The organism is Balneolales bacterium ANBcel1, assembly GCA_029688905.1.
In the GTDB taxonomy this organism is placed as follows: Bacteria; Bacteroidota; Rhodothermia; order Balneolales; family Natronogracilivirgulaceae; genus SLLW01.
This window is the reverse complement of the sequence record JARULB010000004.1, coordinates 221,778-241,402: the sequence shown is the minus strand read 5'-3', so window position 1 is coordinate 241,402 and position 19,625 is coordinate 221,778. Positions and strand designations below refer to the sequence as shown.

The following is a 19,625-nucleotide window of genomic DNA, read 5'->3' as shown; positions in this document are numbered from 1 at the left end:
AAAACGGGAAGCCGGAAGGCGGGTAGGAGAAATTTTGGCAGGATGAGGTTGCGATTGTATGGGGTTATTATGGTAACATGAGATTACGGCTGGATATGGCTGCGGGGAGAACGGGTAAGGCATAAAAAAAGGCCACACTCCGGTGGAGCATGGCCTTTCAGTAATTTTGCGCCGTCTGCCATACAAGCAGTGCGGCGTTTGCCGGATTAAGTCAACGGCAAAGCATATCAGTCGGTTCGGCAACCTGTGACGATGCCGCCCGGACATGCGGGATTATTTGATCAGTGTCATTACACGGGTCTGCATATGCTCGCCGGCAGTCAGACGGTACATGTACATGCCTGATGAGAGGTTGCTCCCGTCAAAGCTGTAGGTATGCTGACCGGCTGCCTGATGCTCCTGATTCACCAGGGTAGCTACCCGTTGCCCAAGCGCGTTGTACACTTCCAGAGTTACCTGGGCGGACTGATCCAGGTTGTAACGGATTTGGGTGGTCGGGTTGAACGGATTGGGATAGTTTTGCTGAAGTTCGATATGGCGGGGAGCTTCGGCTACCGGCTCGGAGCTGGTCGGTACCACTGCCCAGACGTCGTTGACTTCCATATCCTCGGTAGCGTTGATTTCACGGTTGGGGTCACCGTCCCATTCGCCGCCGTCCCAGGTGGGGGCATCTTCCACTATGAAGTACTTGTACATATGTTCTCCCTGGTCGATGAAGACGGTAATGGTGTAGATGTTTTCGTCATCTTCGTGGGGAGCCAGCACAAAATCAGGATTGCTTCCGGGCTCGACCCATCCGGTGAATGTGCCGGTAACAAACACTTCGTGCGCTTCCGGGTCAAAATCTTCGGCGCCGGACATATCTACGTTAAAGGTGATGTAGACAGGGGGAACTGCCCAGACGTCATTCACCTCGGTATCCTCATTTACCACTACTTCACGGTTGGGGTCGCCATCCCATTCGCCGCCGTCCCAGTCGGGCTCGTCTTCTACCAGGAAGTATTTGTACATATACTCACCGGCCGGAAGTGTTACCGTAAGTGTATAGATATCGGGGTTGTCGGCATGGGGTGCCATCATAAAATCCGGATTGCTTCCGGGTTCGGCCCATTCCGCCATGGAACCGGTTACAAAAACATCATGGGCCTCGGGATCAAAATCTTCGGCTTCCGACATGTCCACATTGAAAGTGACTTCATACTCGTCACCGTGTTCATCGGCGACCTGGTCGTTTGCCCAGGCATATGCCCCGGTAAGGCCGAATCCGATCACCAGTGCAAAAAACATACGCAGTATCTTGTTACTCATGGTTGTATCCTCGTTTATTTTATTGTTAAGCCGCATATCATGTCACTCATGTTCCAGGTAACCTTCAACGGTGAGTCGGACCGTCAGATTGTCTTTGCATGATACACGTATATGTAAGCGCTTACTTGTAATGTAAATAAAATCCGGGTAATATATCAAGCAAAATTTGGAAACGGTTTTTTGCGGCTTGATGGGCCATTGTACGGGCCCATGCCGACCGTGTCCCGTGCCCGTATCTTCGACTTTGACGCCTCTGCTGCCGCAAGATTCCGTGAAAGAACAGAACCCGGCAAAAGTTCAGATGTCTAATGTTCACGACCCCGGCTATGTCATCAGGGGCTGCCAGAAAAAAACATCCGGAGACAATATTCCGGGTTTGAGTCCTGGAAAATCCATATCTTACCAAGCTTCAAATTATTGAGGCTTACAGGACTTTGCCGGCCGCCAGTCGCACCACCAAATTGTCCGGCATCGGCACTGCCAAACCTGCCCTGCAGTGTGACGGCAACCGGTTTCTTCGCCGGCTATCACATTGTGCCACGAACGACAACGATTATAAACGGGCGCTCGAAACGCCTCCGGACGCCACTATTGGAGAACGCTATGAACCAACCCATCAGAAACATTGCCATCATTGCCCACGTTGATCACGGCAAGACGACCCTGGTTGACCAGATGCTCATGCAGAGCGGCACCTTTCGGGAGAACCAGGAAGTTATGGAACGGGTGATGGACTCCAACGCGCTGGAGAGAGAACGCGGAATCACCATTATGGCCAAGAACACGGCTGTAAACTGGCATGGCACCAAAATCAATATTGTCGACACTCCCGGTCACGCTGATTTCGGGGGAGAGGTGGAGCGTATCCTCAAGATGGTCAATGGAGTGATCCTGCTGGTGGATGCCGCCGAAGGCCCGCTGCCGCAAACCCGTTTCGTTCTTCGCAAGTCCCTTGCCCTGGGATATCGCCCTATTGTGCTGATCAACAAGATCGATCGCCACGACGCCCGTCCCGATGAGGTGGTAAACGAAGTATTTGACCTCTTTGTAAGCCTGGACGCCACCGACGAGCAGCTCGATTTTCCGGTGCTTTACGCGGTCGGCATCAAGGGATTCGCCCGCACCAACCTCACCGATACCAACGAAGACCTGGCTCCGCTGTTCGATGTAATCGTATCGAATGTTCCCGAACCGGAGAGGCCGGTTGAAAAACCGTTCAAGATGCTGGTTTCCAACGTGGAGTGGAATGATTACGTCGGGCGTATCGCCATTGGGCGGATTGAGCAGGGAGCCGTGGAACGCAACCAGCCGATTCTGCTGGTGAGCCGCGACGGTAAGGTCAAGGAAAAGTCCCGTATCACAAAACTTTTTACGTATGCCGGACTGGAAAAGGTGGCCGTCGACCGGGTCGAAGCCGGGGATGTGGCCGCGTTGGCCGGATACGAAAATACCGAAATCGGAGATTCGATGGCATCGGAACAGGATCCGGCTCCCGTTCCCTACTACGATATCGACAAGCCTACCATCGCCATGTATTTCCGGGTAAACGACTCTCCGTTTGCCGGACAGGAGGGCAAATATGTCACCTCCAACATGATTAAGGACCGGCTCATGAAAGAGCTGCGTACCAATGTATCGCTGCGGGTGGATACCACCGATAACCCCGATATCTTCAAGGTGTCTGGACGTGGTGAGCTGCAGCTGGCCATTCTTGTGGAAACCATGCGGCGTGAAGGGTACGAGTTTGCCGTATCGCGCCCGGAAGTGCTCATGCACGAAGTGGATGGCGTGATGCACGAGCCGGTTGAGGAGGTGATTGTAACGGTGGAAGAACAGTACAGCAGCCGTGTGATTGAAATTCTGATGAGCAGGAAGGGAGCCCTGAACAGCATGTCGCAGGAGATGGAAATGACCCGACTGGAGTTCCGGGTTCCGTCACGCGGACTGATCGGCTTCCGTGGCGATATCATGACCGAGACCCGCGGCACGGCAATGATCCATCAGCAATTCGATACCTACGAGCCCTACAAAGGCGATATCCCGGGCCGGGCCAACGGAGTGCTGATTGCCCTTGATAACGGAGGCGTCACACAATACGCCCTGGAAGGACTCCAGGACCGCGGGCAGTTTATTGTGAACCCGGGGGATCCCGTCTATATGGGGCAGGTAGTTGGTATCAACAACCGCAGTGACGACATGATCGTCAACGTCGTCAAGAAAAAGAACCTGACCAACCACCGGGCTTCCCAAAGTGCGGACAGCGTTAAAATCGCAACCGCCAGAAAGTTGAGCCTGGAACAGTATATGGAATTCATCGACGATGATGAGCTGCTGGAAGTGACACCCGTGAGCTTCCGGGTCCGCAAGAAGTACCGGGATCCGAATGAGCGTAAACGGATGGCATAGGGTTCACAGGCTTGTTATATTTTCGGTCATCAATACTGCAGCCGCCGGGCAGCCCGTTACCGCTCCAGATTCCATATTAGATCATGTTGTGTTTTTGATTCCGCACGGAACATTGCCACAAGCGCATCGGAGCACGAACCATTCATACTGAACTTCACTTTCAGGATTATTTGCCATGATGAAAACCCGCTACCATTTTTTTTATAATGCTATCCGTTTGATGCTGATTACCGCGTGTATCACTCTTGGCGCGGGAGCCGGCGTGATTCAGGCCGGGGAGCCGACTGGCGGAAATGGCAATTCGTCTGCTTTTTCGAATCCAAATTTCCAATCCACCCAAGGCGCAATCGTGCAGGCGGAAGATGAAATCCTGATTCACCACTGGAACTTCAACGAGATTCCCAACGATTCCAATTTTGCCATCGCCACGACGCTGCTTATGGACGTTTCCAGCCGGCGGTACGGCGCCTTTCTTATGTATGACGGAGCCCGCTGGGACCGGGTCAATGACCCTACGCCACTTAACGCCCGCGAACAGCCGTATGAAGAGGACGATGACCGCGCCCTGAGGCTCAGAAATCCGGCCGGTTCCCTGCACCTGTTCCTGCCGACATCCGGTTACCGTGATGTGGTTTTCCGTTATGCTGTCAGCCGGACCTCCAACGGAGCGCGTGATCAGCTGGTGGAGTACTCTGTTGACGGCGGCGAAACGTATACCGATGAAGGATTGTCGGGTAACCTCGTACAGGTCAATGAGGACCAGTACAAATGGGTGGAATTTGATTTTTCCGGAATCGCGGGCGTGGATGATAATCCTGATTTCAGGATCCGGATCACCATGACCGGCGCCGGATCCGACCCCGGAAATGACAGTGGCAACCAGCGAATCAACAATGTCACCCTCGACGGCAGATGGATCGATGACGGGCCGGATCGCAGCCTCATCCACCTTTGGGAGTTCAATGACATCCCCAACCCGGACGATCCGGATAACGGCGAATTTACCTTTCCGCTTGGCATAGACATCAGTGCGGGCGGCATTGTCGGCGGACACAGTACCGTCGCCGGTGCTACCATCCGCTATGACGGGGCCCGCTGGGACCGTGTGAACGCCCCGACTCCGTTCAACGCACGCTCCATCCCCTATGAGGAGGAATCCGACCGGGCCCTGCGCTTGCGCAACCCCTCCGGCCCATTTACCCTCAGGCTGCCGACAACCGGCTATTCCGATGTGGTGTTCCGTTATGCCGTGAAACGAACCTCAAATGGAGCCCTGAATCAGGATATCGCCTACTCCATTGATGGAGAGAATTTTGTGTCCGACGGACTGAAACACGCATCGGTGCAGGTCGGTGAAAACTACATCCTGCACGAATACGACTTTTCCGAAATGGAGGAGGTTGGCGACAATCCGAATTTCGCCATTCGGATTACGGCGAGCGGACCCGGTTCCGAACCCGATAATGAAAGCGGGAACCATCGTTTCAACAATATCACCGTGGACGCCCTCGCGCTGTCTGCATCTTCCGTGGAGGAACCGGAGGAAGTCCCGCTCCGTACACGCCTCGAGCAAAATTATCCGAATCCCTTCAATCCGTCGACAAGGATTCGGTTTTCACTACAGGAGCAGGTTCATGTGACGCTCGAAGTTTTTGATATCACGGGCCGCCACATCCAGACGCTCATCGACCGTCCCATGCCCGGCGGCGAACATATTCAAACTTTTGAGCCGACCGGCCTGTCCAGCGGAATCTACCTGTACCGGCTGCAGGCAGGCGAACGGACATTCACCAAACGCATGACCTACGTGAAATAGTCCGGTGTGTGACCGGCATCACTTTTCCGTGTCCATAAAGCGGTAGTGCCTGACGCCCTCAATGATTCCGGCCGCATAGTTGCTGTCGGCGAAATAGACGCGCCGGTTGCCCCGCAGGCGTTCAATTTCCGGCGCGTGGTTACCGACCACCACCGCAAGGCGTTTGCCATAGAGCATTTCGTAGTCATTGCCCGAATCGCCGGAAACCAATGTTCTTTCCGGGGGGATGTCCCATTTTTTTCCAAGATACTGAATTGCCTTGCCCTTGGATGCACGCAATGGAAGGATGTCCAGATACGCGCCGTGAGAGTAGATCAGCTGGTAGCGAAGATTTTTTTCGGTCAGCTTTTGATGAACCTTGGCGAGGTTGTCGTCATTGGGGTTCATATTGAAGCTGAGCTTGAAATCGCGCTCCCCGTCCCGGTTCTGCGGAGTCAGAAAATCGAATTGTGAAAGCACCTCTTTGATGCGGTCGGGTTTCCACTGGTAGGAGATGTGATTGCGCCATCCGGAATCCTGACTGAGGTTGTCGAGGTCGGGGCCATAGTAGATCTCGGTACCGACCGACGATATAATCACATCCGGGGTGGGGATGTTTTTCTCCTTGAGGATCTCCTCTACCAGTTCCAGGCTGCGTCCGGTTGCTACGCCAAAGCCCACGTACTCCCGGTTTTTCTCCATGACTTCGATGAATGCTTCGAGCGCGTCATCGTCGCCGACAAGTGTGTCGTCGATATCGGTGATGAGCATTTTCTCCAGGTCGGCAAAACGCCATCCGGGGGCCTGTGATATACCATGCTTTTTTGTGGATTTGGCGTGGTCGCCAATTACATCATCCACTGATTTCAGGAAGGTATCGGCGTGTGCGGTCCAGGAATAGTGTTCCCGTACACCATTAACTCCGTTGTTGGAGTATTCCCGCCATTTCTCCTCATCGATCAGCACAGACTTGATGGCGTTGCCCAGGGCGGTGCTGTCGCTGGTGTCTACCAGTATCCCGTTTTGGCAGTTCTTTACGATATCCTGCGGACCACCGTCATCCGGACCTACAATCGGTACTCCGGCCGATGCCGCCTCGATCAGAGTGATGCCGAAAGGCTCCGAAAAGGCGGAATTGACGAACACACCCTTGCGATCGGCGGCAATCCGGAACAGCTCCGGTACCTCGTTGGTCGGATCATGCTTTTTTGGAAGTGCCATCTTGCCGTAGAGATCGTACTTGTCCATGAGCAGGAGCATCTCGGTAAGCACCTCCTTTTCATTGTCATCGAGGTTGTCGATATCCTTCCGGATTCCGGCAAATACTGCGAGGTTGGCGATGGCCTGCAACTCCTTGTTTTCGCCGTAGGCGGTGATCAGTCCCTGAATGTTCTTGCGGCTGTCCGGCCGGCAAATAGTGAGAATCAGCGGTTTGTCGCTGTTGTAGTAAAACCGTGCGAACTCCTGCTCCATCTTGTCACGCGCCTGCAGACAGGATTCCGGCTTTTGGAAATTTTCGTCGTGGTCGTAGTAGTAGGGATAAAATTTTTCCACATCAATACCGGGAGGGATAACCGTGAAGGCCGCTTTATCGAAATTATCATACAGCTTGTACTGTTTTTCGATTTCGTGATGCGTGCTCACGATTACATGGGCGGCAGTTCTGAGGATATCCTCCTCTGCCTGGATCCGCTCATTGATATTAAATTTCTCAACCATCTGCTTTTGGGTCATTCCCTTGTTGGAGAGCGAATTCTTTTTGGAACGCCCCAGCGAGTGACCGGTGAACACATAGGGGGTGCCGATCAGTTTGGACAATTGACGGGCTACGTACCCCGCATCGGCGTAATGGCCGTGAAGCAGATCCGGCGTTATGTTCTCTTTTTTATTGAAACGCACCACATTGTCGACAAACTCCGAAAGGTGAGGCCAGAGCAGCTCCTTGCGCATATACCGTTTCCCGCCGCAGCGGATTCTTACAATCCGGGCGCTGTCGCTAATCTCTTCTATGGGCTTCTTATAATCGGAGCTTACCCTTTTGTCGTCGATGAGCCGGGTGACCAGATCCACCTGTTTGACGCGTTCTAGGTCTCCCAGCGCCTTGGCCAGTTCCACAACATACTTGGTTTGGCCGCCGGTATCGGCATCACGCCCCAGCTCAAGATTTTCACCCCGAATCAATCCATGAATACTGAATAGTTGCAAATGGAGCTGATTGTTTTTTTTGGTCGGCTGCTTTTTCTTATCCTCTGAGCTCATCAAAACAAAAGTTAAGTTGTTGGGGTTTTGGTGTTATTATGTTTTGTAGTTTTTACCTGCTGCCTAATATATTGCAAATGCTGATCACTTTCCTGCAAGTATCGCAAACAGGAGAATGAACCGGTATGTACCCTCTGTAACAATGAAAGGGCGTGCCGGTGTTCGCAGCAGGAACAATGGTACGATTCGGACCGGTTGCGGAGGGCCGTAATGACCGAGGAATCACGATTCGGAAGCTTCGTCATCATCGCTGATGTCTTTGTAGTAGTCTTCATCGGTGTACATTCGGGTGAATTTCGCATGACTGGCTGCTTCTACCCCTGCTCCATGCCGCATGGTATAGATGTAGGTGAACTCCGCGCCCAGGAAAAAGACCATCGTGTTGTAGTAAACCCAGACCAGGAAAACCACGAACGACCCCGCAGCTCCGTAGGTGGAAGTGGTTGCCATCCCCATATACACGCCGATGAGATACTGGCCAAGAACGAACAGCAGGGCGGTGACCACCGCGCCCACAGCGACATCCGACCAGCGAACCCGTATGTCGGGCAGCATTTTGAAGATCACGGCAAACAGTATCACAAGCACAAGAAATGAAAAGATCGAGTTCACCTTGTTCCAGATTTGAACTCCGCCGGGAATCACCGGGTCAATCTGCGATTCGAGCGTATTCAGTACCACGTCCATCATCATGGAAAGCACAAACAGGCTGGAAAAAATGAGAATGAGCGCCAGCGCGATCAGGCGGTTGATGAGAAATCGCTTGATGCTGCTGTCCGCCTGCCTGACTTCCACATTCCATATGTTGTTCAAGGCGTTTTTCAGCTGTGTGATGATCGTTGTGGCCATGAAAATAATGATTCCCAAACTGATCAGGGTGGCGATGATGCCGGAGCGGGGCTGATAGGCGTCAAGGACAAAATTCTGGATGGTTCGCGCCAGGTCGGCGCCCATCAGCTGGCTCATGTATTCTTCGAGCTGGCCCGTAGTCGCCGATTCTCCGAATACGAATCCGGCGACGGCGACCATAATGAGCAGCAGGGGCGCAATGGAAAAAATCGTGTAGAACGCGAGAGCGGCTCCATAGGTCGGCACATTGTCGGCTACCCAGTCGCGGAGAGTATCGCGCAGCACGATGGCCGTCTCGACAAAAAAATGCTTTACTTTCTGATATATGGGGAATTTCATGGTACGGCGGTTTGGGTCACCGGTTATCTTTGTCGGCTCTTAATCCATCAGGATAGCCCGGACCTGCTGCACCGCAATGTCGATTTCCTCCGGGGTGTTGTAGCCGTGCGGTGCGAAACGGAGTTTGTTGTCACGTATTGAAACGAAGACCTTCTTTGTACGGAACACCTCTTCGAGCCCCGGAATTTCGTCTGTGCGTGATCGGGTTTCCGGGAGGTGGAAGGTGAGAATGCCGGAAGCGTGGTTTGGGTCGGAGGTGGTGAACGCCTTCAGCCCCGACTCCTCCAACGCGGATCGAAGCTGGCTGGTGCACTGGAGGATACGATCGAATATGTGCTCAATACCGGTTTCCAGCAGCAGGCCGATGGAAGCGTTGAGGCCGTAAACACCGGGGATGTTGACGACCCCGCCCTCAAAACGGCCGGCATCGGAGCGCAGGGGTTGATCGGTGCGAAACAGATCCCATGGCTCATCCACCGAAAGCCATCCGGGATCGGGAGTTCGCAGCTGCTCATTGAGGCGTTCCGAGAGGTAGAGAAAGCCGATACCGGTCGGCGCCATGAGCCATTTGAGTCCGCCGGTGGCAAACGCGTCCACGCCCCACGCCTGTACATCAACCGGCAGGGATCCCGCCGCCTGGATCCCATCCACCACATACCAGAGCCCGTGACGACGACAAAGCGCGCTGATCGCCTCCATATCCGCCCGGTAGCCGCTCAGGAACTGCACGGCGCTGATCGCGATCATCCGGGTACGCGGGGTGATTGCCGCCTCAAGCCGGCTGACCGGTACCGTGCCGTCATCCGCATCCACAAAAACACACTTCACGCCCTGTTTTTCCAGCTTTCGGTATGGATAGACGTTTGATGGAAACTCCAGGGTGTTGAGGATGATCTCGTCGCCGGGCTGCCAGTCGAGTCCGGAGGTAACCCGGTTCAGCCCCTCGGAGGTGTTGCCGATGAAGGCGATATGTCGCGTATCGCCGGCATTTATCAGTTCACAGATACGTTCGCGGCACTGTTCGATGATTTTGATGTCTTTGGCGAACGGCATCATCATTCCGTTGTGCCGCTCACCGAGGTGGTCGTTGATGGCGTCGATGGTGACTTTGGCCAGCGGCGACTGGGCAGCGTGGTTGAGGTAACAGATTCCCCGTTCGGTGTGCGGAAACTGGTCCCGGAATCGGCCAAGCCTTGCGTCGGTGATTATGTTCTGTGTCATTTGCCGGTTCGTTGAGGCGCTCCTGATTGCTGGTTTGTATAGGTGTTGAATGATCTGGCCGATCCGGTTCTCATGCGAGCAATTGTGAAATATTTTCGGGACGTCCGTTTGCTGCCGGAGCAGTCGGCCGGTAGCCGTATCAGCTGTGAATTGTTGGAAATATAATCGATAGCGTGATTATTTACGAAAGCGATCGGCGGTTGGTCAGGGTAACAAGAGCTCCATAATGTAAATATTGCCGCTGTTGTAGCAGGAAAAGACAAGGTGCCGACCGTCGGGTGAAATGTCCGGTTGCAGGGCGATCAGGTCGGTATGGCCGGTGAGCAGTATCCGTTCTCCGCTTTCTGAATGAACCGCGTAGAGGTCGGATTCGGTGATGTGATGGCCGTCGTCGCCGGATACGGTTACGATGATGTGTTCACCGTCCGGCATCCAGACCGGTTGTTCGCCCTGACCCAGTTGTCTGTATGTGTCGGGTGGAGATTTCGGTTGATCCGCCGTCATCACATAAACAGTATCACCCATGAGCTGGAAGGCGATTTTTGTGCTGTCGGGAGAGAAGGTGGCGTTAAGCGCCGTTTGTTCACCGAAATCTCGCGGCAGTTCGACAGGTTTCGCGGGCGGATCGATGGAGGCCCTGGAAAAATCCTCCAGAATGGACTTGCTGCCCGTTTCGATATGATAAGATGCGATGGCAAAATAGCGTTCCGGACCGTCATAGCGCGCAATTCGTGCGGTAATGGCGGTGTTGTCCGGGGCCCATTGGAAACGGTATCCGGCGGACTCGGCATCCGTGATTTGTGCAAGGTCTGATCCGTCGGGACGTACGACCCAGAGTCCGCGGTACTGCCCGGATGTGAACGCGATGAGGGATCCGTCGGGTGACCAGATCGGAGCCATGAACAGCAATCCGTCACCCGATGCGACAACTTGCGGGGTACCGGCAACGGGCGCGTCCACGGCTGATGATACCTCGTCCGTTTTATCGGAATCCGGTTCCGAACAGGAGGAGAGAAGCAGCAGGATAGAAACGGTGCAAATCAGGGAAATACGTGTCATGGTGGAGTGATCGGCATAGCTCGCGTCAAAATGGGGTGTAACTGAATTAACAGAAAAGTGAATACCTGCGGAGTGATCATGAGGATGGAAATGTTCCGCAGGCATCCATCCACAATATGCACCGCCGCCGGCTTACATGCTACCCGAAAGGTAATTAGGAGCCGGGATGTTGTTTCGCCGGGAAAGCAAAGATAAAGTAAGCTTGCGAAGGGTTGAGAATGGGGAGTATGTGCAGACGAAGAAAATAATGTTAATAAAATAGTATCTTCCGACCACAGAGCGCAGAAGTGGTTCGTTTGCTGTGACCTGAGCTTCGCAGGCTCTCTTTTTCCGTCTCTGAACCGTATCGGCCGTAACGGCTGGAACTTCCCGAATTTGTAAATCTCCCAGAATCCGGCTTATGACGCAGTACAAACCGACCTACCGCAACCCATGGGCCTGGATCCCGACGCTCTATTTTACCCAGGGAGTTCCGTACGTGATCGTCATGTTTGTGACGGTGGTGATGTACAACCGGCTGGGCGTTTCCAACACCGAAATCGCGTTGTACACCAGCTGGCTCTATCTGCCGTGGGTGATCAAGCCGCTCTGGAGTCCGCTGGTGGATCTGCTGAAAACCAAACGGTGGTGGATCATCGTCATGCAGCTGGTGATTCTCGCCGGCCTGTTTATCGTTTTTGTGATCGAATTAGAAGATACACAACTGCTGTCCGGTGATGGGTCGTAGCCAGAAATAGCCATCCATCAACCGATACGGTTATAGAGAAACTGATTACAGGTACTCAAGTTCGATGATATTTACTTGCCATTACAAAAGTAAAACATAATTCTTTTTAGATGACAAGTTAGAGAGCATTCCAATTACTTATTTGGAAACACCATGGATGGATGCTGAAACCCACATCAAGGCAGAATTGACTCATGGATTGCAACGCATGAGCAATAGCGTTGTGATTGCCTGTTCCCCACAATTACGAATCAAAAACAGTATTTCATTTCTACACGTTATCTGAACATCTCCGCATAACGTACCTGAAAATTGCGGGAAATGATCAGATTGATTTGACTAAAATATAACGGAAGGGGTATCGCAATCCGGAATAAAGCCGGCGGTAATTTATCCGGCCAACCGAAGCACTACATACATCACAGGAGGAGAACAATGAATAAAAGATGTTTCCCTATAACATTGCAACACAAAACTTTGCTTTTGAGTGCGAATAGCGAAATCGACTTGTTCTATTAGTATCAAGTTTTGAAAAGTTGTTAATAGTCACTTTCCAGGAAGTTTTTTTGAAAGGATCTGACACCTTCATTCTCTTAAAAATAAATAGCACGAATTGGTCGAATAACTTTTTTACATCAATGAATCAACAACGGAGGGACGTATGAAGCAATGGATTCCCATCACAATGATTATGCTGCTAACCCCGGTACTTCTGAAAGCCCAGTTCACCGACGGCGACGGCAGCGAAGCAAATCCGTATCAGGTGGCCACATTGGAGCAGCTTCAGGCCATCGGCGAGCAGGAGTACCTGGACAAACATTTCATTCAGACGGCCGATATCGACGCGTCGGAGACCGCGGACTGGAACGGCGGCGAGGGATTTGAGCCGATCGGGCGATTAAATTCGTCCCGGTTTGAAGGTTTTTTTGATGGCCAGGGGTTTGTTATTACCGGATTATACATACAACGCAACGATTCCAGTCAGGTGGGTTTATTTGGAGCGGCCGGAGGGGCAACGATCACAAACACGCATCTGCGTGATGTTGAAATTACCGGTCACCGAAATGTAGGGGGACTAATCGGGTTTCTGGGACAACATCAATTACCGCAAGCCGAAGTACACGATGTTTCGGTAACCGGGATGGTCACAGGTGAAAATAATGTGGGGGGATTGATGGGTTACAGTTCAGCAATAGTTATCAGAGCCCATGCAGCGGTGAACGTTGAAGGATATAACTATGTGGGCGGGCTCATGGGTACCAATGGGGGATTAACAGAAAAGTCATATGCAACAGGGCAGGTCACCGGTAATGATCAAGTGGGCGGATTGGCCGGAGATAATTTGGGAACGATTGAAAAGTCATATGCCACCGGCGATGTTCAGGGCTCAGAGAATGTTGGAGGGTTGTCGGGGAGAAGTAACCATACATTACAAGCTGTATATGCCACAGGAAATGTTATCGGAAAAAACCGGGTGGGGGGATTACTTGGTTACAATAGTCTGCCGGTTGTCCCGGCTGGGAGCAGTTGGGTATTGGAAGCCTATGCATTAGGTGAAGTAAGTGGCGAAGAAAATACGGCGGGCTTGATTGGTGATAATAGCAGTATTCTGGATTTGAGTTATTGGAATACGGAAACAAGCAGTCAATCCGAAGGAGTAGGGCCAAACTCCGCAAATCCGGCATTACCCTTCCAAGGAGGCGACATACGTCACAATGCCCGTGGCCTTCTGACTGCCGACATGACGGGCGAACAGGCTTATATCCATATGTTTGAACTCGATTTTGATGAAACCTGGCAGCTGACGGAGGGCTATCCTGTGTTTCAGTGGCAGAAACCCAACGATACCGTAGAAGCTCCCGATGCAGCCATTTTACGGTTTCCCAGGAAGTACATTAATTTTTTGGGTGAGGATGTTGGAAAATCCCGCACTCGTACATTACCCATAGAGAACAGTGGTACGATTCCAATACAGATTGAAGTATCGGTATCGGGGGATGGCTTTGAGCTCAGAGATGGCGGGGAGTCAGTCATGCTGGCTCCTCAAAGCGAAGATGTTATTCATGTGATTTTCCGGCCTGAAAGTGCAAATATCCATGAAGGCACACTTTATGTAGAACACGATGCCCCAAATATTGACAGCCCTGTGGAAATTTACATGAGAGGCTCTGGACACGAACCAACAACAGCAGAACAAGTCAGCTCACTCCCGGATCAACCGATATTGCACCAAAACTATCCCAACCCGTTTAATTCGACTACGGTGATTCGTTATGACCTACTGGAAGGTCGTCAAGTTTCGCTGGTTGTCTACGATGTGATGGGCCGCCGGGTGGCCACCCTGATTGACCGTACCATGCCGGCAGGATCGCACACCGCTCATTTCGATGCCTCTGATCTGGCCAGTGGTATATATATCTACCGGTTAACGACCCCGGAATTTAGCAAGACCCGGCAGATGACCGTGGTTAAATAAGGAAGTTTTTCCGAATAGTAAATAAAAAAGCCTCTACTGTACACCAAAATTGTTAAATCATGAACAAGATATATCAGTTATGTAAAGCTATTGGCCTTATATATGGCGATGTCACAAATATTTGCGGCAATAAACGTCTGTCAGCCATGATACTGGGCATATTGCTTTCCTCCGCCCAGGCCAACGCCGAGTTTGCCGCTGGTTCAGGTACAGGGGATAATCCATACCAGATTGAGACCATAGAGCAGCTACAAAAGATTGATGAGTACCCGGCTGCTCATTTTGTACTCATGAATGATATAGATGCCTCTGAAACAGCGGACTGGAATGGTGGCAAAGGGTTTAAGCCTTTACAATTTATCGACTTCCATTTCGATGGCGGCGGGCATGTCATCACCGGGCTAACTATTAACCGTGGGAAGGAAGATGAAGTGGGTTTGTTCGGGTCAACAGGCAATGCCGTCATTGTAAATCTTGGACTTGAAGATATCAATGTGACAGGCGATAAACATGTGGGAGGACTGGTGGGGCATAATTCTATATCAGTGATTAAATCCTGTTACGTTGTCGGAAAGGTTACCGGGGATAATACGGTTGGAGGGTTGATTGGTACACTTGCTATTGATGGAAATCCTGAAGGACACGAGTACTGGGTGATGTCGTCGTACACAGATGTTTTTGTGATGGGTAGTGACAGGGTTGGAGGCCTCATCGGAGGCACAATGGTAGTTTGGCCCTTGTGGGGCATGATGAGAGGTACATATCAATCATTTGCTATGGGGGAGGTTGTTGGAGGTGAAGATACCGGTGGACTGTTTGGTGATCCCTTTATGGCAAGTATCAGTGAGAGTTATTGGGGGATCGAAACAACAGGTCAAAATGATGGGATCGGGTCTGAAACAGACGCAGACATTACCGGCCTGATCACCGAACAGATGACCGGCCAAGATGCTTTTATCCACATGTATAAACTTGATTTCGATAATACCTGGCAATTGACCGGGGGCCACCCGGTCTTGAAATGGCAGGATCCTGATAATGCCGTGGACCAGCCTCTGGTGTCGATCATCCGGATCGATACCGCGAAGCGTGATTTTGGCCGGGTTAGCACGGACAGTTCCGGTATCGGGGAAGTGGCCATCCGGAATACCGGGAATACCTCGTTGAGTGGTGAGGTGTATCTCGCTGGAGCGGATTCCGGCCCGTTTGCCATAGACAATGAGTTTTCTTCTTTTTCACTGGAAGCCGGCAGCAGTCAGGACGTGGCGATTACCTTCCATCCGGAAAGCGCGGATAGCTATGAGGCCGAAATGCACATCGTGCACGATGCCCCGAACCGCAGCGATACGCTGATCGTACCGCTCGTCGGAGAAGGTAAAGAGCCCACTTTTGCAATGCCTGATTCTGACCGGCCACAGAAGGTGGCGTTGTATCAGAATTACCCCAACCCGTTTAATCCGGTTACGGTGATTCGTTATGACCTACTGGAAGGTCGTCAAGTTTCGCTGGTTGTCTACGATGTGATGGGCCGCCGGGTGGCCACCCTGATTGACCGTACCATGCCGGCAGGATCGCACACCGCTCATTTCGATGCCTCTGATCTGGCCGGCGGAGTATATCTGTACCACTTGACTACCGGTGATTTTGTTCAAACCCGGCAGATGATGCTGATCAAATAAGGAAAACTTTCCGAATAGAAAATAACTGGCAATTCCGTTTAATTCAGTACCTAAAAAGTACAAGATTATGAATGTTGATCGAAAAATCCCGTGCCAGATATACATCAGGTCACAGCAAATTCCTGGAGAGGGCGGGAACACTTTGTGCCAATTTTTTACGGTATTCTGACCGGCGCAATTTTAAATGTCTTGTGTTAATAGAGCAAGTAGTGAATTTACAGAAAGATTTATTAGATTGACATCGTTTGGCCCGGGACATGCTCCCGTTACCCCGTCTTACACGTTTTGATCTGATTCCATTCGCACTGTCAATCTCCCTGAATCCGGCTTATGACGCAGGATAAACCGACCTACCGCAACCCATGGGCCTGGATCCCTACGCTCTATTATACCCAGGGAGTGCCGTACGTGATCGTCATGTTCGTGACGGTGGTGATGTACAACCGGCTGGGCGTATCCAACACCGAAATCGCGTTGTACACCAGCTGGCTTTACCTGCCGTGGGTGATCAAGCCGCTCTGGAGTCCGCTGGTGGATCTGCTGAAAACCAAACGGTGGTGGATCATCGTCATGCAGTTGGTCATCGGCGCGGGCATGGCGGGGGTGGCGCTGACCACCCCGCTTCCCGGGTTCCTTCAATGGACCCTGGTCTTTTTCTGGCTGATGGCGTTCAGCTCGGCGACGCACGACATCGCCGCCGACGGGCTTTACATGCTCGGCCTCAGCAAGCACGAACAGGCGTGGTTTGTGGGGGTACGGAGCACGTTTTACCGCATCGCGATGATTTCCGGCCAGGGTTTGCTGGTGATTCTCGCCGGATATGTCGAAAGTGTGACCGGTCTGGATGATGTGGATATTCGCGCGCGATCGAACCCGGAGGTCGGTCTTACCGAAATTACGCACCCGGAGGAGATGCGCGTTACGGAGCGGGAGGGTGCATTGCGGATTATCGCCGAACCGGCAGAGCTGGAAATCAGCACCGAAAACCGGTTGCGCAGTGAGGTGGATTCGATCGTCTCCCTGGCCCGTGAGTGGAACCTGGATCAGGGGTTCAATCCGGCGCTGGAACAGGACCTTGCGCTGCAGGAGACCGAAGCGGAGGAGGAACCGGGATGGTTCAGGCGGACGCTCATCCATCCGTTGGAAGGGTTTATCGCTACCCGGTTTGGGCCGGATGAGATGGATATCGACACTGAGTACACCGGAAACGTCGGAGTGGTCTATTTTCATCTTTCGGGTCCGCCGGATCCTGGAGAAGAGGTGGTGCTCAACTTCGGACGGGTACGCGGAGACAAAAGCATCTCCCTGGTGGAGGGGAGCTATTTCCGGTTCACACGCGAGAACTGGAATGTGCCGGCGATGGCGGTGATCCAGATCGAGGATCAGCTCGATTTTGCAAGCTCCGCCGAATTTCAGGTTCGGTCGGGCAACATCCCGCTCGCCTGGTCCATCACATTTTTCTTCCTGGCCGGCATGTTTGTGGTTTTCTTTTTCTACCACCGGTTTATCCTGCCATATCCGGCGGCCGACCGTCCGGCACCGCGCGATCCCGGACAAAGTATCTTCGGTGAATTCTTCAAGACTTTCGTGCTCTTCTTCCGCAAGGACCGAATTGTCGCTATTCTCGCCTTTTTGTTGCTCTACCGGTTTGCCGAGGCCCAGATTGTGCGGCTGGCATCGCCGTTTTTGCTGGATCCGCAGGAACTGGGCGGACTGGCGCTGACGACCGGTCAGCTTGGACTTGCCTACGGGACGGTCGGGCTGCTGGCCCTCACCGCCGGCGGGATTCTGGGGGGGATCATGGCGGCGCGTCACGGCCTCAAATTCTGGCTTTGGCCGATGGTATTTGCGATGAACATTCCGAATCTGGTCTATATCTATCTCTCGCAGATGTTACCCGACAGCCTGGTGGTCATCAGTGCGTCGATCGCGCTCGAACAATTCGGATACGGCTTCGGATTTACCGCCTACATGCTGTTCATGATCTACGTGTCGGAGGGTGAGCACAAAACGTCACACTTCGCCATCACCACCGGTTTCATGGCGCTGGGGATGATGTTGCCGGGCATGTTCAGTGGCTGGATTCAGGAGCTGATTGGTTATCCCAATTTCTTTATCTGGGTGATGATCGCGACGATTCCGGCGTTTATCGCCGCCTGGTTCATCCCGCTGGACAAGGATTTCGGGAAGAAGGAAAGTGATCAATGACGGTCATGTCCCATATACAGCATCTCTGAATGCCTTGTGCAGCCCGATCTCATCATAAGGCATCAGCTGGACAAACAGGACGGCCGTTAACTGATTCTTCGGATCGACCCAAAAAAGCGTACTGGCTGCTCCGTCCCAGAAGAATTCGCCGACATGGCCAAAATTTTCGTCCTCCGACTCTGGCGGCTCCACCCGAACGGCAAAATTGATTCCGAAACCGACCTGGCCTTTTGTCGGCAGCCATGACCGCTCGGTTACCGAATCAGACAAATGATTGGTCGCCATGAGCTGCACCGTTTGGGCATCCAGTACTCGTACGCCGTCCAGCTCTCCTTCATTTTGCAGCATACGGGCAAACCGCATGTAATCATCCAATGTAGAGACCAGGCCGTATCCACCGGGGGTCATGGGCCATTGGCGGCCATTTAGATAGAGGGCCATATCATCGGGCTGCTGCGTAAGCGTGCCATCGTCGCTGTCACGATTATACATGCCGGAAAAACGATCGCGATCACCCTCCGGCAGAAAATAACGGGTTTCATTCATGCCCAGGGGCGTCAAAATGTGTTCATTCAAATACTCAGCGAACGGGATCCCCGATAAACGTTCTACGAGCAGAGCCTGAACGTCCACGGATATACCGTAAAGCCAGCGTTCCCCGGGATGATATTCGAGGGGGACCGAGGCCAGTCGTTCTCCCATATCGGTCAGCGTATGCTCCAAATTCATGGGATTGGCATCCATCAACATACGACCGGTTTCGGTTTCATGAGAGTTCGGGGCGAAACCGGCGGTATGACGGGTGAGATCGCGAATGGTCATTTCGCGTCGCGGATCTTCAAGGATCGGTTCTCCGGACGCATCCTCTCCGGCATATACCTGGATTCCGGCAAATTCGGGAAGGTGCATTGAAACCGGATCATCGAGATCGAAAGCGCCTTTTTCGTAAAGTTGCATGAGCGCGGTGCCGGTAATGGGTTTGGTCATGGAGTAGATCTGGACGATCGTTTGACGATCCATTGGGATATCCCGGCGAAGGTCGGCCATACCGTAAGCGCTGAAATAGACTTCATCACCATCCTCATAAATCAGGGCCGAAATACCCGCTATGTCACCGGCATCCACAAAACGCTGCAGGGTAGCGTCGATCCGTGCGGTGGCTGATGCGTTGATGACAGGAGCAGTCCCGGAATTAACACCTGTCGTTTCCTGTTCGTCGGAAGCTGTTCCGCACGCTGTCACCATCATCATAATAACCAGTATCCCAAAACAGGTACTGGCTGAAACTGAATAATTCAT

General features: G+C 52.5%; 12 protein-coding genes. 6 read left to right on the top strand and 6 right to left on the bottom strand.

Features of this window, described 5'->3' with window-relative positions; genetic code table 11:
* Positions 1-273: 273 nt before the first annotated feature.
* Positions 274-1,308, bottom strand: a complete 1,035-nt coding sequence (locus QA596_07230; protein ID MDG5767251.1) for a T9SS type A sorting domain-containing protein — start codon at positions 1,306-1,308, stop codon at positions 274-276.
* A gap of 603 nt (positions 1,309-1,911) precedes the next feature.
* On the opposite strand from QA596_07230, the gene typA reads away from it, so the two are divergent.
* Both typA and QA596_07220 read left to right on the top strand, forming a co-directional pair.
* Positions 1,912-3,714 carry a translational GTPase TypA gene (typA, locus tag QA596_07225; GenBank protein ID MDG5767250.1) on the top strand — a complete coding sequence of 601 codons (1,803 nt, stop codon included), beginning with the start codon at positions 1,912-1,914 and terminating at the stop codon, positions 3,712-3,714.
* A 175-nt stretch (positions 3,715-3,889) separates the two neighbouring features.
* Positions 3,890-5,530 (top strand): T9SS type A sorting domain-containing protein, encoded by a 1,641-nt coding sequence (locus QA596_07220; protein MDG5767249.1) that lies wholly within the window; start codon positions 3,890-3,892, stop codon positions 5,528-5,530.
* 18 nt (positions 5,531-5,548) lie between these two features.
* Here QA596_07220 and QA596_07215 read toward each other — a convergent pair whose 3' ends face one another.
* The 4 genes from QA596_07215 to QA596_07200 all read right to left on the bottom strand — a co-directional run bounded on the left by QA596_07215 (position 5,549) and on the right by QA596_07200 (position 11,236).
* A complete protein-coding gene (locus QA596_07215) occupies positions 5,549-7,768 on the bottom strand; it encodes an HAD-IIB family hydrolase (protein MDG5767248.1) in 2,220 nt (739 codons plus the stop codon).
* A gap of 222 nt (positions 7,769-7,990) precedes the next feature.
* The gene (locus tag QA596_07210; protein MDG5767247.1) at positions 7,991-8,956 is read right to left on the bottom strand and encodes a YihY/virulence factor BrkB family protein; all 966 of its coding nucleotides are present in this window, start codon (positions 8,954-8,956) and stop codon (positions 7,991-7,993) included.
* Positions 8,957-8,995: 39 nt separating this feature from the next.
* Positions 8,996-10,177, bottom strand: coding sequence for an aminotransferase class V-fold PLP-dependent enzyme (locus tag QA596_07205; protein MDG5767246.1), 1,182 nt, complete (start codon positions 10,175-10,177; stop codon positions 8,996-8,998).
* A 204-nt stretch (positions 10,178-10,381) separates the two neighbouring features.
* The gene (locus QA596_07200; GenBank protein MDG5767245.1) at positions 10,382-11,236 is read right to left on the bottom strand and encodes a hypothetical protein; all 855 of its coding nucleotides are present in this window, start codon (positions 11,234-11,236) and stop codon (positions 10,382-10,384) included.
* A 400-nt stretch (positions 11,237-11,636) separates the two neighbouring features.
* Here QA596_07200 and QA596_07195 point away from each other — a divergent pair, with 400 nt between their 5' ends.
* The 4 genes from QA596_07195 to QA596_07180 all read left to right on the top strand — a co-directional run bounded on the left by QA596_07195 (position 11,637) and on the right by QA596_07180 (position 18,326).
* Positions 11,637-11,963 carry a hypothetical protein gene (locus QA596_07195; protein MDG5767244.1) on the top strand — a complete coding sequence of 109 codons (327 nt, stop codon included), beginning with the start codon at positions 11,637-11,639 and terminating at the stop codon, positions 11,961-11,963.
* Positions 11,964-12,624: 661 nt separating this feature from the next.
* Positions 12,625-14,439 (top strand): T9SS type A sorting domain-containing protein, encoded by a 1,815-nt coding sequence (locus QA596_07190; GenBank protein ID MDG5767243.1) that lies wholly within the window; start codon positions 12,625-12,627, stop codon positions 14,437-14,439.
* A gap of 59 nt (positions 14,440-14,498) precedes the next feature.
* The gene (locus tag QA596_07185; GenBank protein MDG5767242.1) at positions 14,499-16,118 is read left to right on the top strand and encodes a T9SS type A sorting domain-containing protein; all 1,620 of its coding nucleotides are present in this window, start codon (positions 14,499-14,501) and stop codon (positions 16,116-16,118) included.
* A gap of 330 nt (positions 16,119-16,448) precedes the next feature.
* The gene (locus tag QA596_07180; GenBank protein MDG5767241.1) at positions 16,449-18,326 is read left to right on the top strand and encodes a hypothetical protein; all 1,878 of its coding nucleotides are present in this window, start codon (positions 16,449-16,451) and stop codon (positions 18,324-18,326) included.
* Positions 18,327-18,329: 3 nt separating this feature from the next.
* Here the strand turns inward: QA596_07180 and QA596_07175 are convergent, their stop codons facing one another.
* The gene (locus QA596_07175) at positions 18,330-19,625 is read right to left on the bottom strand and encodes a serine hydrolase (protein ID MDG5767240.1); all 1,296 of its coding nucleotides are present in this window, start codon (positions 19,623-19,625) and stop codon (positions 18,330-18,332) included.

What these genes read in the sequence shown, in the direction of transcription:
- QA596_07190 (MDG5767243.1), top strand. Translation starts at nt 12,625, where the DNA reads ATGAAGCAATGGATTCCCATCACAATGATTATGCTGCTAACCCCGGTA.
- QA596_07175 (MDG5767240.1), bottom strand. Translation starts at nt 19,625, where the DNA reads ATGAATTATTCAGTTTCAGCCAGTACCTGTTTTGGGATACTGGTTATT.
- QA596_07180 (MDG5767241.1), top strand. Translation starts at nt 16,449, where the DNA reads ATGACGCAGGATAAACCGACCTACCGCAACCCATGGGCCTGGATCCCT.
- typA (MDG5767250.1), top strand. Translation starts at nt 1,912, where the DNA reads ATGAACCAACCCATCAGAAACATTGCCATCATTGCCCACGTTGATCAC.
- QA596_07220 (MDG5767249.1), top strand. Translation starts at nt 3,890, where the DNA reads ATGATGAAAACCCGCTACCATTTTTTTTATAATGCTATCCGTTTGATG.
- QA596_07195 (MDG5767244.1), top strand. Translation starts at nt 11,637, where the DNA reads ATGACGCAGTACAAACCGACCTACCGCAACCCATGGGCCTGGATCCCG.
- QA596_07230 (MDG5767251.1), bottom strand. Translation starts at nt 1,308, where the DNA reads ATGAGTAACAAGATACTGCGTATGTTTTTTGCACTGGTGATCGGATTC.
- QA596_07185 (MDG5767242.1), top strand. Translation starts at nt 14,499, where the DNA reads ATGAACAAGATATATCAGTTATGTAAAGCTATTGGCCTTATATATGGC.
- QA596_07215 (MDG5767248.1), bottom strand. Translation starts at nt 7,768, where the DNA reads ATGAGCTCAGAGGATAAGAAAAAGCAGCCGACCAAAAAAAACAATCAG.
- QA596_07200 (MDG5767245.1), bottom strand. Translation starts at nt 11,236, where the DNA reads ATGACACGTATTTCCCTGATTTGCACCGTTTCTATCCTGCTGCTTCTC.
- QA596_07205 (MDG5767246.1), bottom strand. Translation starts at nt 10,177, where the DNA reads ATGACACAGAACATAATCACCGACGCAAGGCTTGGCCGATTCCGGGAC.
- QA596_07210 (MDG5767247.1), bottom strand. Translation starts at nt 8,956, where the DNA reads ATGAAATTCCCCATATATCAGAAAGTAAAGCATTTTTTTGTCGAGACG.